The sequence below is a fragment of the Acinetobacter sp. YH01020 genome (assembly GCF_013420275.1).
Taxonomy (GTDB): domain Bacteria; phylum Pseudomonadota; class Gammaproteobacteria; order Pseudomonadales; family Moraxellaceae; genus Acinetobacter; species Acinetobacter amyesii.
This window is the reverse complement of the sequence record NZ_VOYN01000003.1, coordinates 129,902-143,616: the sequence shown is the minus strand read 5'-3', so window position 1 is coordinate 143,616 and position 13,715 is coordinate 129,902. Positions and strand designations below refer to the sequence as shown.

General features: G+C 38.7%; 21 protein-coding genes and 1 pseudogene. 10 read left to right on the top strand and 12 right to left on the bottom strand.

Annotated features, from left to right (window positions below; all coding sequences use genetic code 11):
• Positions 1-124: 124 nt before the first annotated feature.
• The 12 genes and pseudogenes from FTT85_RS02500 to FTT85_RS02445 all read right to left on the bottom strand — a co-directional run bounded on the left by FTT85_RS02500 (position 125) and on the right by FTT85_RS02445 (position 8,676).
• The gene (locus FTT85_RS02500) at positions 125-547 is read right to left on the bottom strand and encodes a hypothetical protein (RefSeq protein WP_180182762.1); all 423 of its coding nucleotides are present in this window, start codon (positions 545-547) and stop codon (positions 125-127) included.
• The gene (locus FTT85_RS02495) at positions 547-852 is read right to left on the bottom strand and encodes a hypothetical protein (RefSeq protein ID WP_180182761.1); all 306 of its coding nucleotides are present in this window, start codon (positions 850-852) and stop codon (positions 547-549) included. Before FTT85_RS02495 ends, FTT85_RS02500 begins: the two co-directional genes overlap by 1 nt.
• Complete coding sequence (locus tag FTT85_RS02490) at positions 849-2,342, bottom strand: 3'-5' exonuclease (protein WP_180182760.1); 1,494 nt, start codon at positions 2,340-2,342, stop codon at positions 849-851. Before FTT85_RS02490 ends, FTT85_RS02495 begins: the two co-directional genes overlap by 4 nt.
• A gap of 52 nt (positions 2,343-2,394) precedes the next feature.
• Entirely contained in the window at positions 2,395-3,414 is a 1,020-nt protein-coding gene (locus FTT85_RS02485; RefSeq protein WP_168377816.1) for a RecT family recombinase, read from the bottom strand.
• Positions 3,415-3,425: 11 nt separating this feature from the next.
• Positions 3,426-4,406: a YqaJ viral recombinase family protein gene (locus tag FTT85_RS02480; protein ID WP_180182759.1), complete on the bottom strand. Its 981-nt coding sequence runs from the start codon at positions 4,404-4,406 to the stop codon at positions 3,426-3,428.
• The gene (locus FTT85_RS02475; protein WP_180182758.1) at positions 4,403-4,921 is read right to left on the bottom strand and encodes a hypothetical protein; all 519 of its coding nucleotides are present in this window, start codon (positions 4,919-4,921) and stop codon (positions 4,403-4,405) included. The genes FTT85_RS02480 and FTT85_RS02475 overlap by 4 nt, the downstream gene beginning before the upstream one ends.
• Entirely contained in the window at positions 4,918-5,304 is a 387-nt protein-coding gene (locus FTT85_RS02470) for a hypothetical protein (RefSeq protein WP_180182757.1), read from the bottom strand. The genes FTT85_RS02475 and FTT85_RS02470 overlap by 4 nt, the downstream gene beginning before the upstream one ends.
• 1 nt (position 5,305) lies before the next feature.
• Positions 5,306-5,746 carry a hypothetical protein gene (locus FTT85_RS02465; RefSeq protein ID WP_180182756.1) on the bottom strand — a complete coding sequence of 147 codons (441 nt, stop codon included), beginning with the start codon at positions 5,744-5,746 and terminating at the stop codon, positions 5,306-5,308.
• 93 nt (positions 5,747-5,839) lie between these two features.
• Positions 5,840-6,663 (bottom strand): annotated as a pseudogene (locus FTT85_RS02460) (DUF2303 family protein).
• 53 nt (positions 6,664-6,716) lie between these two features.
• Entirely contained in the window at positions 6,717-7,046 is a 330-nt protein-coding gene (locus FTT85_RS02455; protein ID WP_010112842.1) for a hypothetical protein, read from the bottom strand.
• A gap of 166 nt (positions 7,047-7,212) precedes the next feature.
• On the bottom strand, positions 7,213-7,863 hold the full coding sequence (locus FTT85_RS02450; protein ID WP_180182755.1) for a zinc-ribbon domain-containing protein: 651 nt from the start codon (positions 7,861-7,863) through the stop codon (positions 7,213-7,215).
• Between the two features lie 15 nt (positions 7,864-7,878).
• Entirely contained in the window at positions 7,879-8,676 is a 798-nt protein-coding gene (locus FTT85_RS02445) for a S24 family peptidase (protein ID WP_180044816.1), read from the bottom strand.
• A 1-nt stretch (position 8,677) separates the two neighbouring features.
• Here FTT85_RS02445 and FTT85_RS02440 point away from each other — a divergent pair, with 1 nt between their 5' ends.
• From FTT85_RS02440 to FTT85_RS02395, 10 genes are all read left to right on the top strand, one after another.
• Positions 8,678-8,914: a Cro/CI family transcriptional regulator gene (locus tag FTT85_RS02440; protein ID WP_130112735.1), complete on the top strand. Its 237-nt coding sequence runs from the start codon at positions 8,678-8,680 to the stop codon at positions 8,912-8,914.
• Positions 8,915-8,929: 15 nt separating this feature from the next.
• The gene (locus tag FTT85_RS02435) at positions 8,930-9,256 is read left to right on the top strand and encodes a hypothetical protein (protein ID WP_120365269.1); all 327 of its coding nucleotides are present in this window, start codon (positions 8,930-8,932) and stop codon (positions 9,254-9,256) included.
• A 2-nt stretch (positions 9,257-9,258) separates the two neighbouring features.
• Entirely contained in the window at positions 9,259-10,041 is a 783-nt protein-coding gene (locus FTT85_RS18650) for a DUF3268 family zinc-finger domain-containing protein (protein ID WP_257232061.1), read from the top strand.
• Positions 10,038-10,553 carry a hypothetical protein gene (locus FTT85_RS02425; RefSeq protein ID WP_180182754.1) on the top strand — a complete coding sequence of 172 codons (516 nt, stop codon included), beginning with the start codon at positions 10,038-10,040 and terminating at the stop codon, positions 10,551-10,553. Before FTT85_RS18650 ends, FTT85_RS02425 begins: the two co-directional genes overlap by 4 nt.
• Positions 10,550-10,807 carry a hypothetical protein gene (locus FTT85_RS02420; RefSeq protein WP_080747880.1) on the top strand — a complete coding sequence of 86 codons (258 nt, stop codon included), beginning with the start codon at positions 10,550-10,552 and terminating at the stop codon, positions 10,805-10,807. The genes FTT85_RS02425 and FTT85_RS02420 overlap by 4 nt, the downstream gene beginning before the upstream one ends.
• 73 nt (positions 10,808-10,880) lie before the next feature.
• Positions 10,881-11,459 (top strand): hypothetical protein, encoded by a 579-nt coding sequence (locus tag FTT85_RS02415; RefSeq protein ID WP_180182753.1) that lies wholly within the window; start codon positions 10,881-10,883, stop codon positions 11,457-11,459.
• A complete protein-coding gene (locus tag FTT85_RS02410) occupies positions 11,456-11,761 on the top strand; it encodes a hypothetical protein (RefSeq protein WP_180182752.1) in 306 nt (101 codons plus the stop codon). Before FTT85_RS02415 ends, FTT85_RS02410 begins: the two co-directional genes overlap by 4 nt.
• A gap of 6 nt (positions 11,762-11,767) precedes the next feature.
• Positions 11,768-12,733, top strand: a complete 966-nt coding sequence (locus tag FTT85_RS02405; protein WP_180182751.1) for a helix-turn-helix domain-containing protein — start codon at positions 11,768-11,770, stop codon at positions 12,731-12,733.
• Positions 12,726-13,307, top strand: coding sequence for a hypothetical protein (locus tag FTT85_RS02400; RefSeq protein WP_180182750.1), 582 nt, complete (start codon positions 12,726-12,728; stop codon positions 13,305-13,307). Before FTT85_RS02405 ends, FTT85_RS02400 begins: the two co-directional genes overlap by 8 nt.
• Positions 13,304-13,699 carry a DUF1064 domain-containing protein gene (locus FTT85_RS02395; protein WP_180182749.1) on the top strand — a complete coding sequence of 132 codons (396 nt, stop codon included), beginning with the start codon at positions 13,304-13,306 and terminating at the stop codon, positions 13,697-13,699. The genes FTT85_RS02400 and FTT85_RS02395 overlap by 4 nt, the downstream gene beginning before the upstream one ends.
• Positions 13,700-13,715 lie beyond the last annotated feature (16 nt).

Genomic DNA, 13,715 nt, shown 5'->3' with positions numbered 1-13,715 from the left:
TCTTGCAAGTTCATTTCCTGCAACATTGGATAAATAACAACTTTAAAAATTTGCTCAGCTATTTCGTCAGAAGTGCCCTCAAATTGAGTTAAGTTGATTTCCATTTTTCGTTCTAAAGTTTCCATCACACCACCTCAACTTTCAAAACGTACTTTTTACCGCCACTGGTGAACTCAACTGATTCACCTTTGCCTAATAAGTAATGCCCAATCGCTTCCAAGTTTTTAAGACTCAAGCCTGTTTTAGCTCTTGCTCTGCGTCTGTCACACTCAAGACAGACATTTGACTTTACAGATCGCTCGGAAGTACTGCATGATCTGCATGGCGCAACTGGCTTATAGCTTTTTAAACCCTGCTTTTCAGCACGTGTACGCAAAATGTGGTTTTGGTGACTGTTAGGGCGCTCATTACTTTGCAAGACAGTATCCGCATTGCAGTAATTAAACTCAGCCTTATTCGTATTCACAGCCTGTTTAATTTCACCGCCATTTTTTACAAATTCAGCAATTTTATCTGAGTAGTCAGGTTTGATTTGAGTTCCAATCATCACGCCACCATTAAATAGTTAAAATTTTTACTACGAGCTACTTCAACTCTTGCTTCGCGCTCTAAGCCGACTAAAAACTCTCGATATCCGTTTAAGTAGCATCCACAAAATTGCTTGAATTTTCGCTGACATGCTTCATTCATCAAATAATCTTGCTGCATTCGGCCTTTGTGGCAGAAGATTTTGAGTACACTGTTACCGCGACGCATAACCACAGCATCTTTTTTCACTTGTGGCCTGTATCCATCACAGTACAACCAGTAAGTGAATAAGTTTGTAAATCGGCAAGGTAGGCGAGTGATCATGTTGCTACCTCAGCTTGAGTGTTATATCCAATCTTTTTAAATAGTGGGTTCAATGCAGAAATATCTAACTGCTTTTTAGCTCGAGTAGCAGCAACATATAAAAGTCGAGCTTCATCTTCGGTTAGGATTTTTTCACCAGGTGCAGCAGCTTCTTTATAAAAGAAATCACCACCAAGTTTGACCTTGTTAAACTCCAAGCCTTTAGACTTATGAGCTGTGGTCACAATGCAGTCATAATCACTAGAATTACTTTTTAGTAATGAGCTGATTAGAGCTTCTTCACCCACTTTATTGATTAGGCTAACAAGTGCTTTTAAGTCATTACCTGAGACTTCATTTGTGTATTCAATGACTTCTTCCCAATTGCTAAAGCCTTCAAATACACTTCCATCGTGGACTTTTATTCCAGATTTAACTTTTTTGGCATCTTCAATGTTTTTTAATAAAGAACCTGTATCAACCTCCAAGCGTGGTTCACGTCCAATTTTCACTAACTCAACCATATTAGAAAGGGCAGCAGCATTGGTGCGATAAATAAATGCATCGGCAATTTCATCGCTAATTTCGTTAACCTGTGAATCTATCTGTTCAAAACCACGTAATGGAATTTCTTCATCCAAAACGTTGAACAAAATTTTATTTGCGAGATCGGCAATGTTTTCACCAAAACGGAATGATTGACTTAAACGTGTTTCAGCAATATCTAGGGATTGCATCGCATTGACAGCACCACGAAACGCATAGATTTGTTGGTGACGATCACCCACATAAATTACCTGAGCACGTTGCTTACTCAAGACATTTAACATGATTGGATCAGCATCTTGTGCTTCATCAAATAAAATAAAGTCAGCATTAATCACTGGATTGCTCAATGCCCAATATTTTAGGTAATGGTCATGTTCGAGACGGTTAATGCCAGCAGGATTTAAAATGTCATTCCAGTAATCATGTGCCTTAGGTAAAAGGATATTTGCCAATTCAGCACGGTATGTGTCATCCATCCAATCAGGTAAAGCAGCGTAAACTTGTGATAGTTGAATTTCGCTGTAATTAGATCGGCAGAAATAACCAACGGCATTCATCATAGATGTGGCCATACGTTTTGAATTAAATAAACGCTTCTGGTCATCCTCACCACGTTGTTTAACCAATGCCACTGGTACTTGATAATTCTCAAGATCATGGCGAGATGCCAATTGGTTTGACATCAAGCGACGATTTTTTAATTTATTAGTCAGCCAGCGTGGAACAGAGTTATAAGCTAGGCTGTGAAATGTTTTGCACTTAACATTATGGTTAAATTTAGACTGTGCTTCTGTTGCAATAGCCTTGTTAAATGCCAAGTACATGCCATGTTGATGATGCTTTGCATTACCAATCAGTTTAAGGGTAGAAGTCTTACCAGCACCGGCGTATGCGGTCACTTTACAAGACTGACCATGTAATGCCATATCAATGGCATGTTGCTGTTCAATAGTTGGATTCATATTGCTATCTCACTATTGGTACCCTCATGTGTGAGGGCACCACATGCCAGTGTTATGCTGTTAATTCAGCTGCTTTGCGTTCGTAAATCGAATTGATCTTGTCGATTTGAACATCAGATAAGCCAGAAGTGTGAGGCTCAAAACGCTCACCCATAATCTTATTGATGGTTTTAACATCCGCTGCGTCTTCAAGATCAACAACCAACTGAAGGTAGAACTTCTGCCAGCCATGAGCATTTTTAATATCAGTTTGAGCTGGTTCACCTAAGTTAGTAGGTACTGTGCTGCTGACTTCTTTTAGCTGTTCTAGTGTTTCAGTCGCATAAATTTGTGCAATTAATGCAAACTGGGTATCGAACTCGGGTGCCACATCTATGACAGTTTCTTGAGACTGTTCACGTTCAGCCATCTGAGCTTTTAAACCCGATGCACCTTGATGTTTTTTTACCGTTGATTGAACTGGGGTAACATCAAGTTCTTCACGTTCAATGACTTCATCAGGTGTATAAACACCCAGAATCACATCTGAACAATATAGACGTGCCCAGCGTTTCGTTGCTAAATATGCGATTTGTTGGCGTGGATCAGCAGCCCATAGTGGTGAATTGCGGACTGGACCTACTTGTGCCATAGAAATATCGATCACACGCGGTTCATTCTCACCACGTAATGTTGCAGAAACACGAATACCAAGATTAGGTGATTTATCATCTTTACCATTTACTTTTGACCAATCACCGTACCATTCAAAATGCAAACGCTCTTTAACTGGTGCACGTGCAGTAATTACAGCATTCACCAATTGTGCTTCATATCCAAGAGTACCGTTTACCAAATGTGTTTTTTGAGCGACTGCATAAGGGTTCATTCCCCATTGCATTGCTTGCATGATGATCGCCATGCAATCACCTTCATTACCCTGTAAATGTTTTGGAGTGGTGATTTTGCTCGTTGCCATACGTGCAGCCATAGATTCAATACGAACCATGATAGTTTCATTCATCATGATGTCTAAAGCAGACATAGCAGATGCTTGTTGAGTTTCTTGTGGGTTTAATACTGCTGTATTCATAGTAAAATTCCTTAAACTGTTTCTTTAAATTTGTTTGAAATACGGAAAACACGTGTGCTTGATGTTTTGCTATATTTCGCAAATAAATCAGGTTCTTCTTTTTTCAACAGCGTACTGTCGATACGAGTAGAGGATTGTTCTTTGTAGGTGCAGATAGACTTGCCTTGGCTAATCATCATTTCCGCATCCTGCATCGTTGAGACAATCTTTAATTTGATTTCATCTTCACGAGCCTTATCTGCTTTTAGACGACCTTGAACAGTGATAAGTTCTTCAGCGAGTTTGATATGTTCAAAATCAGCTTCGACTTGTTTACCCACAACATGATTTGACCAGCGATGTAAAACATCATCAAAACATGTCGGATCTGGTGGAACATCAGCGACAACATGGTTGAACCAGAACGCTTTAACTTGACGAAAAATTGAATCAATCAAGTCTTCATCACGTTCAATGCGATACATGCGGAACTTGTTGCCACCGATCAGCACAGCAAGATCAATGAATTGGCAGCCTGAAAGCAGGAGATACCAAAGGCATTGTGTAAGGTAGTAGTCTGGTACTTGGTCTGAACCTTCTTCACCAAACAGTTTTGCAAGGTATTCAGAAGCTGTTTTACATTCGAGAAGTTGATCTGTAGTCAGCTTGCCGTCTTTGAATCGCACGTTGCCAGCAATCTCAGGATTGATAATTGCACGGTCAATGTTGCCAATCGCCCAAGGATGATCAGGCAAACTTAATTGCTGAGTGACACGCTGAACCTTTACACCAGCACGACGTGAATATTCCTTTGCAACAACATCTTCAAGTAGGTTGCCGAAATGTGCAGACTCATTTTGTGATTCTTTACGTTCACTGCGACCAGTTTTGTCTAACCACAATTGGTATGGTGATTTGTACGGACTAAAACCAAGGATTGCAGCAACGTCTGAACCACCAATACCTTTTTTACGACCAGCGAGAAATTGGTCACGATTAACTTGGGTATTCATGCTTCAACACTCCCTTTGATACTTTCATAAACACTTTGGCAAGTAGCCCAATTTAGAGAACCGTAATCCTCATTTTCTTCATCCCAATCACCGTGAAATGGGTTATCAGAAACAGAAGTCATATGAAATCCAATCGCAGGTACATCTGGATCAGTATCTAAATAGTCTGCAATTGCTGGCCAATGATTAATGTGGTCTTCAGGCTGAGGAAAATCATTTAAAAATGCACGTATATCTTGTGCTGCATGTTTGAAATCTTTTTTCTCAATGTACATTCGATCCATTGTCATTAAATGGAGGGTACGATGAACCAATGGAACAGATTCATCACGACACAGAGCCAAAAGTTTTTCACCACTATCTTCAAAAGTAGCAGCCATAAAATGTGGTTTATCCAGATACTTTTGAGCCATGGCATCCCAAATTACTGGTGCTGAACCCCAAGCATTACCAAGTTCAAATAGTTCCTCGACTTTTTCGCCAGGATGAACAGCTAAAACAGTTGTATAACTCATGCTCTAAATCCTCTACGTGAATTCATGATTTCCAAACGAATTGAACCAATTCCCACGTCAATAATTAATTCACGAAAATTTTCATTTGAAGTGATGCCAAATTTGAAAGCCCATCCACCACCAAATCGACCAGAACTTTTGACTTTGAACGGATTCCATCCCCAAAATTCACCGTTATGCCGATCAAATGGTTCATCTTTAGAAACCACATGCCAAGGAAAGCCATGCATTAGGCAAATAACAGTTTTATTTCCAACATCGAATTCAAATTCGTTGTATTTGACAGGCTCACCAAATAAAGCTCGGTATACATCAGCTTGAAGGCTTTCAGACGGATTATTTTTTCCGCTTGTAGCTGTTTTAATTTCAATTAAATCAAGCATATTAACCTCTCAATTTCTGTAATTTCACAGCGATAGAGTCTTCAAGGGCATCATTGATCTTGTCGATTTCATAACGATCAAGATATGCATTGATTTCGCCATCTTCATCACCGACCAATTCAGGTTCTAAGCGATCAATCTGAATGCCTACAGCACGATTAAAGCCGTTACCATCATCGAAACCTGAATAGTCAAAATTCACTTCGATGTAATACTGGTTATTTGCTGTTAATAAGGTTGCATGACAGTCATGTTGACAGTCGTTGTATGGGCCTAAATCGAGCTCATCAACCTTGTAGATGTCTGATGCCACTGTGATCTGCTGCTGTTCTTCAACAGGTAGCTTGGCTGGTTGATACATTTGCACAGACGCAAAAACTGCTGTCATTGCTACTGCACCACCTAAACCCAACAAAATTGATTTGAAATTTAATGAAACCATGTTCATAATCTCCTTATAGCGATTGCTATACCCCCTAAAGAAGCCCCGTCCTCGATCAAAATTTCGGGGCTTTTTATTGCTTAATTTTTAGTTTTAAGCGGAAAAGGTACCAATACGGACAGGGTTTTCAGGAAGCAAGGCAATCCTTTTTCCTTGAATTCTTGAATAATTTCATTACGCAAAAGTTCTTCTTTAACGATTTGCAATGCAAACGATGGCTCACCATCTGAGCTATTTACTACAAGACGCAAGCGAATAGTTTTGTCATCAAGACCGACATAAGCTGGATCAATGATTTCAAAATAACTTGGTAATTTCCCTGCTGTGCTTGAAGCTTCAACTTTGTCAAAGACTGAGCGAGTTTCTTGCATGTTTGATACTGACGAGTCAGTAGTTGAAGATGCGCCAACTTTCATGTTGCGAACTGCATTAATTGCTTCCGCAATATGGATCGTTTCACCAGTTTCACTTGTTGCAGCGAATACACTTGCCCAATCTTCAAGTAATGTTGCAAAACGCTTTTGATTAAGTTTGTTATCTTTAAGCTGATTGAGCTTTTCCCAAACTACAGTTGGTTCAAGCTGTAATACTGCTTTATGGTCACAATGACCTTGAGCCAATCCAACAACTTTGAAGTTTAAAATTGCCGTTGCTGATACATTTTTGTGGTCAACAAATACAGGGGCATAAACTTTTACTTCAGGAACAGCATTTTCAGACTGCGTATTACCTAAAACATAACTTTTGAAATCTTCAAAAGATGGGGTTTTTAAAACACCACGTGCACGGTTACGACCAGCTTGAAATTGTTCTAAATCATGAACATTGAAATTTTCATGAATGGCAACAAGTTCACCACGAGATAAATCATTTACAGGTAACGCAAGTTCAACGATTTCTTTAGCAGAGTTTTCCATTTTCAGTACCTTATGGATGGTTGGTAAAATTGTTGTAATGAGAAGGGGGCTGTTTAAGCGTCTTCAGTGAATAATTGACTTGTATGGTTAGCGAACAAAGTGACATCACCACCAGCATTCAAATGCATTGGAGTTTTTGAGGTAGTGTCCTCTGCACGTTTACCTTTTGCTGTTGGTTCAACAAAAGCGAGTGTGTGTGCAATTTCGACCTGGCTTGAATCACCGATACGAGCAATATCAAGTGTGATTTTGATTTGCCCTTTTTTGTTGTGCTGAACAGCACCTTGAGAAACCATGCTGATAGCTGCACCGAGTTGGTTAGCAAAGGTTCCTGCACCTAAGTCAGCAACAAATTGCTGTGCGTTGGTTGGTTTGGTAGACATAAAATTCACCAAGTAGATTTGTTGTTGGTGAAATAAATACTACTTTAAGTAGAAAAATTGTCAATAGAAAATAGAAAAATAATTCTACTTAAAGTAGCTTATTTTTCTTGGGGCAAAATAAAACCCACTAAAGTGGGTGAATGGATTTTGAAATATTTTCTATTATTTATTGAGGATACTTAATTCTATGTTGTATAGCCATTTGATTTAGTACGTCTATCATATATTTTCCATCCATTCTTGCAACGTGAGCAGCTTTTTTGTCTTGTGATGCTATGCCATGAGGTTCAATAATAAGGCTCGATAAGACCCCATAACCTTGTTTTACTTCAGCAGCAAAACCAACATATTCACCATTGGAGTTTTCACCAATACCAACTAACAGAGTTGCCCCTATATTCTTTAGTAAGTATGGGTCATCATAAGCATTAAAGGATATGGATGATGTTCTAATATCCTGCTTATTGAACCATAATTCTGCCTCATCTAATGCATTAAATGCTTGATGTGATTTTGTTTTTAGTTTTTTAGGAAATATTTGTGGGTATGTGTATGATAAAACCCAAAACCATAAACACAATGCAAAAACATAAGTGAATTCAAAATTTCCTGTAATCACTTGATAAGGGAATACACCAATAATCATGATGACTGATATTACAAATAAAAACATTAACCATAAATGCCTAAGAGGGCTGAGTTTTGTATTTTGTTGTGGTAATTCTGATTGGGTTGGTGTATTCAATAATCTAACACCACATCCACTACAAAATTTAGCATCATTACTATTTGGTTGACCACATTGATTGCAGTACATTTTTATTCTCAACTATTAACTTTTTCTAACTCTTTTTGGGCGAGAACCACCTAAAGGTCTAAAAGCATCAATCACCAATCCCACCAACTCCATACCATCTTCAAATTCAATAATGTTGGGTTGAAAGTTTGGATTAAGTGCTTGTAAATATTTACGATCATCACTCTCAATGACTAATTTTTTAAAAGTTGCATCCGTATTATTTCTGATAACAATTAAATCCCCTGAAATCAAATCACATACCTGAAATGCAGGATTTACTAAAATAAAATCACCTTCCATATAGGTAGGATAATTACTAATCCCAACCACTTTTAAATAAAAACAACCATCAGGATCATCAGTACTTAACGGTGGCAACCATTCAGAAATTTCTAAGGGATTAATAGACTCTACTGATGTCATTGATCCAGCCTGAACCCAAGATAAAACAGGAATTAATTTTGAAGTTATAGGTACAACATTGTTATCAAGAGTTGAACCATGGTCTAAATAACCAATATCTACAGAAAATATATCTGCTAGCTCTTTCAGTTTTTCTTCACGGGGCTTAGCTGTGCCCAATGTATAGCGTCGTGCCATTTCATAAGTAACGTTAATAGCATCTTTGAGTTGATTAACTGATGTTATTGGAGAGCCAACAGCTTCCATCAATTGCTTCAACCTATTTGCAAACTCTATGTGTTTAGCATCTTTCACTTTTTTTGGCTCAATTTCTACCATCGGTAGAAGTTTACTATCAAATTCTAGTTGCACCAATTCTATTTTAGGTAGTATATTATGTTCTACTTTAAGTAGTTTTGACGGTGTCATTATGTTATCCCCACATGAGGCTTTTGATAAAGCTGTGCGATTTGCAGGTTCCTCAGCTGCCCTTGCAAGAGGTATCGGTTTAACTCCCTGGGCAGTTTCAAAATGGAATATTGAAAAAATTCCAGAAGACCGATGTGAGGACATTGAAAAATTTACTAAAGGTCAAGTCAAAGCTGAAGAATTACGTCCAGACATTAACTGGAAATATGTTCGCCAATCTAGAACAAAGACCACATGAAAATGAGGAAATCTTATGGAAACAAAAATAATGTTTGTATTCAGCAAAAAACTGTTGGCACCCATGTCAACACGTGTACCGCTGGAAGTCCAAGAGATCATTGATACTTTGGCTGAAAGCCAAGGTAGTGATCGTGCTAAGTGGTTAAGAGATGCCATAGATAAAAAGATCGAACTGGAGACAGGTCAATCATCATCTGAGCACATAGAAAAATCAAAGAATACAACGTCTACAAGCGTATTCAAGAATGTATGCAGAAATTTGAAAAGTTTTTGGCAGGCATTAAAAAAGCCCGACGTTGCAGGTCGAGCTTCTAGTATTCATCAACATTCAGGTAAATGAACATGAGTAATTTAACAGAACATAAGTGCGCTGGCAAATGTCCAGAATTTAAAGGGGAACAGTGCCATCACTGTTTGATTCAGCAAATTGAAAAACGTGAGTTTGATTTGGGTATTGCACCTGATAGTGCATATGTGAAATGTGGTACCAGCCAAGTGATAGATTGCACTGGAATTTCCTCAAAAAAAGTTGAGCTGCAATTTAAGGTAGGTGATGTAGTTGTGACTACAAGTCCAGAATTTAATGACGATTTATTAATAGTCACATTAATTTTAGATAAACCTCATCTTTTACATCCTTGTGCATTTTTGGAGGATCCAAAAGGAGAACCCAAATTGCGTGGTTTCCCAATTTTACGACATGCCACACCAGCTGAACTTAAAGCAAAAAAACGCTTAATGACAAATCCAATCTGTCCATACTGCAATAAAGAGGCTGATGGGGTAGATGGCACAGCCATTTACCCTCATAGACCAGACCTGTCACATAAATGGTTCTACCAATGTGTGCCTTGTGATGCATATGTTGGTTGTCACCCTGGTACTAAAAACTCACTTGGTCGATTGGCAAATGCTGAACTTAGAAAATGGAAGTCTATAGCACATCGAGTGTTTGATCCGTTATGGCGTGATGGACACATGAAGCGCAAGGAAGCCTATAAAGCTTTGGCTGAAGTAATGAATATTCATCCAAATGACTGCCATATTGGGATGTTTGATGTTGATCAGTGTAAAAAAGTTTATTCAATTTGCATGAATGGACAAATCAAGAAGGTGACATCATGATTGATAACACCTCAATTCTCGCCCTAACTGACATTATCCAATTGCCTGAAGCTGAACGCTTACAGGCAATCAAGGATAAGTTTTCAGCAAAATCACATGATGAATTACTTAATTTACTTGGCAATGTTTTAAATGTTGCTGTGAATTATGCCCAATCGTGTGATGAAACATTGTATTTACATCTCGTCACTACTGGCGATATGCACCCATACGCAATAGATAAGCTTATTTCACCTAGTTTTCATGGTGCTTTGAATGGGCTGATCTTGGCAAAAAAAGCACCTAATCAAGATGTTCTATGTGAATCGTGTGCTTATCGTTGCGGCACTTTAGCAAATCATTGTCTTTCTACTCAATCTGACTTGGCTCATGCCTTGGAGTTGGATGCAGTTTTTTATTGCCATAAAGATATTGAAAATTTGCATAGTCCGTCTGCTACAGATCGTAAGCGCATGAAACCATGCAAAGGCTGGGCACAGCATGTGAAGAAACATAAGGGAGTAGCAGCATGAAATCAAATGAAGCTAAAAAACCTATGTATATCTTTACTGAACTAGGTAAAGAAAAACTTTGTAAGCACTGTGATGAATACTGGCCTACAGATTCAGAGTTTTGGTTCATGATTAAATCAAAGTTAAAGGATGGAACCATTACATTTAGACCAGAATCAGCATGTAAAGGCTGCTATGACCGTGTTTATAGACCACATCATTTAAAAGGTGTGAACAAGGTTCGTTCAAGTCATGAAAAGAAGGTGGCAGCATGAAAGAATTCCACAAAACTTTGCTGTTCATTTTTACGCTCTTTGGGGCTGTTTTAATTCGATTAGGGGGTGTGGCGTGATTAAAAAACGTAATAAAAAATACAACCCCAATAAACCTGCTTTAAATCCTGTACGCAAGTTTCAGCTTATTGGTGAAGCGATTGAAGAAAATCGCATTCTCGAACTTTGGCAATTAACAAATGGGAAATCTGAGGATCAAGCGCCTGAGTTAGCCCATTTGCTAACTTTGACCAAGGGTACACTTGTAATTGCCATGCGTAAGGATTTAATCGACAACGAGCAAAGCTTCCATATCAGTTGTGACATATACGCAGATCATCCAGATGGCCGATCTATACAGCTCGATTTTGAAATAGCTGTACCTGAACGCATGACATATGGACAGTTTTTGAATGGTTGTGAAGAAGATCAAGAGCCGATTTACATCGTTGAATGTGGTGTCAAAACTCGCTGGAAAGGTGCCAACAAGTTAATGGATGAATATTTCCATGAAGTTGCGGGACCGGGATTCAAAATTGTAAAGCAGCCATACATTGTGACTTGCTTTTCTGCATTCAAGAACGTGGCATGTCAGCGCGAATTTAAAGCCGTTCAGATCTCCCTTACTGGTAATGGGTTAGGGGTGGCAGCATGATTATCGGAGTTGCTGTTAAAGCAGGTGAGCTTATGGTCGCTCTACCAAAACCTAATCGCCATGCAGATTGTATCAATATTATTTTGTCACTTGGTTTGGTGCCAGATATTCAAAACCAATGGGGTAAATCATTACACCAAGGTTTTTATTGTGAGCAAGGAAAGTTCTATACACGCCCACAAGCAGCTTTACATGCTATCGAATGTGGCCAACAAGAATGGACAGAAAATGACTTAGAGCTAATAGCCTTGGGTGAAAAGAAATTTTCTCGCCTTGGGTTATGTAGTGAAGATTTGTGGTGAGGTGGTATGAGCTACGTAATAACTGACCAGATTCGCAAATTAAAAGTGGGTAATCCGACAGCAAAGGCGGTACTTCTTCGCCTTGCTGATTATGCCAATGACTATGGTGAGTGTTTTCCATCAATTTCATTACTTTCTGATGAAACTGAATTTTCAGTACGTGCGATTAAAACGGCTATAGATTTGCTTGAAGAAGTAAAAATTATTCAGGTTGATCGTTCAAATGGTCGCCATAATCGCTACAAAATTACGCCTGAAAGCTTCACTCCAAAGACTAAAAAACAGTCTAAATCGAGTGGAGAGAAAAGCACAAACCAGTGCAATACATTCACCAGTGCAGGAGATGCACCAGTGCAGGAGATGCATGTGACCAGTGCAGGAGATGCACCTGAACCAGTGCAGGAGGTGCACACTAACCACCATATAACCACTAATAACCACCAATTAAGTAGTAGTAATACGCACGAGGAAAAAATTTCACCACCGCCAGTTCAATTTGTTCAGTACCACAATTTTGATCTTGCAAAAATATCAGTGATCGAACTTGGTCAGAAATATTCAACATTGAAATCTGATTTCATCGAATTGTCTAAACCTAGACACCCTGATCTTGATCAACACGATCTTGAAAACCTGTTTGATGAATTTGGAGATTGGTTTGCATCACCGAATGATTACGGTAAGCAATCTTTCAAGACAGCACAGAAGTGGGCTGTAGCGTTCCTGACATGGGTAAACAACAACAAGCATAAACTTATCAACCGAAAGGCAAAAAATAACGTCACTGAGCAATCAGGACGAAATAAACCTATCCAAACACCACCTGCATACCAAGCCAAACAGGAAAATGTAAATCGTTGGTTGCGTTATGGTCAAAAAGTCCGTGAAGAACAACATCAGGAATCATCAATTATTGATGTGGTACCTGAACCCCCAAAGAGCTTTCTGATTGAGGAGGTGGGTCATGCGTGAGTTCACCATTACTGAAGCACGTCGTTTAATTGACAAAATGCGTATTCGTTACGGTAAGAAATTTACAGATTTTTGGGCAGCAGTTGATGAAGCTGATCTTGAACAGGCCATGATCGAGGACTTTTCAGGATTGACAGTTCAGCAACTGGAAAATGGGTATAACCGTATGCTCCATGAACCATGGCCACCATGTATTCAAGATTTTAAGATTTGGTGTTTACAAGGTTCACATTGGCTCACTGAAAATGAAGCATGGCAACAAGCATTGGCATACGAGAAGTCGAATCAAACAATCTCAATCAGTGTGCATGTACTCAAAACTCTTAAAGAATTTAAGAAAGGTTTTGATGAAATAAATCCTAAAGCTGAATCTCAAGCTAAAGCTTTTAAAGATATGTATATCCGTATTATTTCAAATGCAAAGTTAATTGGGGATGTCCAAAGCTTTACTGATCCAGTGAAGATGATTGAAGCACCAGCAGAATCAAATCATCGAGCTGCTCCTTGTCCACCCGAACTAGCTTCTCAAATGCGGAAACGCAGAATCAATAAGAATATTAAGGATGTGGCATGACAAGTTATTTATCTCCAGCGCAAATTAAGAGACTTGCACACAAACGTGAGGCCAAACCTAAAAAGCCAAAATATGGCAATCATAAAGTGATTGTCGATGGTGAAAAAGTTGCTGATTCACAGCATGAATATCGTCGTTTAAATGATTTAAAGGTTTTACAGCGTGCAGGTGAAATTAAAGAGTTACACACCCAAGTTCGTTACAACCTGATCTCACCACAAGTAATTGATGGTAAGCGTGAGAGAGGGACCGATTATATTGCCGATTTTGTTTATTGGACTAAGGATGATCAGTTCATCTGTGAAGATGCCAAAGGTCATAAAACTCCGGATTACATCATCAAACGTAAATTGATGAAGTTAATTCACAATATTGACGTAGTTGAAGTTTAAGAACGATTTAGGGGAG

What these genes read in the sequence shown, in the direction of transcription:
- FTT85_RS02500 (WP_180182762.1), bottom strand. Translation starts at nt 547, where the DNA reads ATGATTGGAACTCAAATCAAACCTGACTACTCAGATAAAATTGCTGAA.
- FTT85_RS02495 (WP_180182761.1), bottom strand. Translation starts at nt 852, where the DNA reads ATGATCACTCGCCTACCTTGCCGATTTACAAACTTATTCACTTACTGG.
- FTT85_RS02490 (WP_180182760.1), bottom strand. Translation starts at nt 2,342, where the DNA reads ATGAATCCAACTATTGAACAGCAACATGCCATTGATATGGCATTACAT.
- FTT85_RS02485 (WP_168377816.1), bottom strand. Translation starts at nt 3,414, where the DNA reads ATGAATACAGCAGTATTAAACCCACAAGAAACTCAACAAGCATCTGCT.
- FTT85_RS02480 (WP_180182759.1), bottom strand. Translation starts at nt 4,406, where the DNA reads ATGAATACCCAAGTTAATCGTGACCAATTTCTCGCTGGTCGTAAAAAA.
- FTT85_RS02475 (WP_180182758.1), bottom strand. Translation starts at nt 4,921, where the DNA reads ATGAGTTATACAACTGTTTTAGCTGTTCATCCTGGCGAAAAAGTCGAG.
- FTT85_RS02470 (WP_180182757.1), bottom strand. Translation starts at nt 5,304, where the DNA reads ATGCTTGATTTAATTGAAATTAAAACAGCTACAAGCGGAAAAAATAAT.
- FTT85_RS02465 (WP_180182756.1), bottom strand. Translation starts at nt 5,746, where the DNA reads ATGGTTTCATTAAATTTCAAATCAATTTTGTTGGGTTTAGGTGGTGCA.
- FTT85_RS02455 (WP_010112842.1), bottom strand. Translation starts at nt 7,046, where the DNA reads ATGTCTACCAAACCAACCAACGCACAGCAATTTGTTGCTGACTTAGGT.
- FTT85_RS02450 (WP_180182755.1), bottom strand. Translation starts at nt 7,863, where the DNA reads ATGTACTGCAATCAATGTGGTCAACCAAATAGTAATGATGCTAAATTT.
- FTT85_RS02445 (WP_180044816.1), bottom strand. Translation starts at nt 8,676, where the DNA reads ATGACACCGTCAAAACTACTTAAAGTAGAACATAATATACTACCTAAA.
- FTT85_RS02440 (WP_130112735.1), top strand. Translation starts at nt 8,678, where the DNA reads ATGTTATCCCCACATGAGGCTTTTGATAAAGCTGTGCGATTTGCAGGT.
- FTT85_RS02435 (WP_120365269.1), top strand. Translation starts at nt 8,930, where the DNA reads ATGGAAACAAAAATAATGTTTGTATTCAGCAAAAAACTGTTGGCACCC.
- FTT85_RS18650 (WP_257232061.1), top strand. Translation starts at nt 9,259, where the DNA reads ATGAGTAATTTAACAGAACATAAGTGCGCTGGCAAATGTCCAGAATTT.
- FTT85_RS02425 (WP_180182754.1), top strand. Translation starts at nt 10,038, where the DNA reads ATGATTGATAACACCTCAATTCTCGCCCTAACTGACATTATCCAATTG.
- FTT85_RS02420 (WP_080747880.1), top strand. Translation starts at nt 10,550, where the DNA reads ATGAAATCAAATGAAGCTAAAAAACCTATGTATATCTTTACTGAACTA.
- FTT85_RS02410 (WP_180182752.1), top strand. Translation starts at nt 11,456, where the DNA reads ATGATTATCGGAGTTGCTGTTAAAGCAGGTGAGCTTATGGTCGCTCTA.
- FTT85_RS02405 (WP_180182751.1), top strand. Translation starts at nt 11,768, where the DNA reads ATGAGCTACGTAATAACTGACCAGATTCGCAAATTAAAAGTGGGTAAT.
- FTT85_RS02400 (WP_180182750.1), top strand. Translation starts at nt 12,726, where the DNA reads ATGCGTGAGTTCACCATTACTGAAGCACGTCGTTTAATTGACAAAATG.
- FTT85_RS02395 (WP_180182749.1), top strand. Translation starts at nt 13,304, where the DNA reads ATGACAAGTTATTTATCTCCAGCGCAAATTAAGAGACTTGCACACAAA.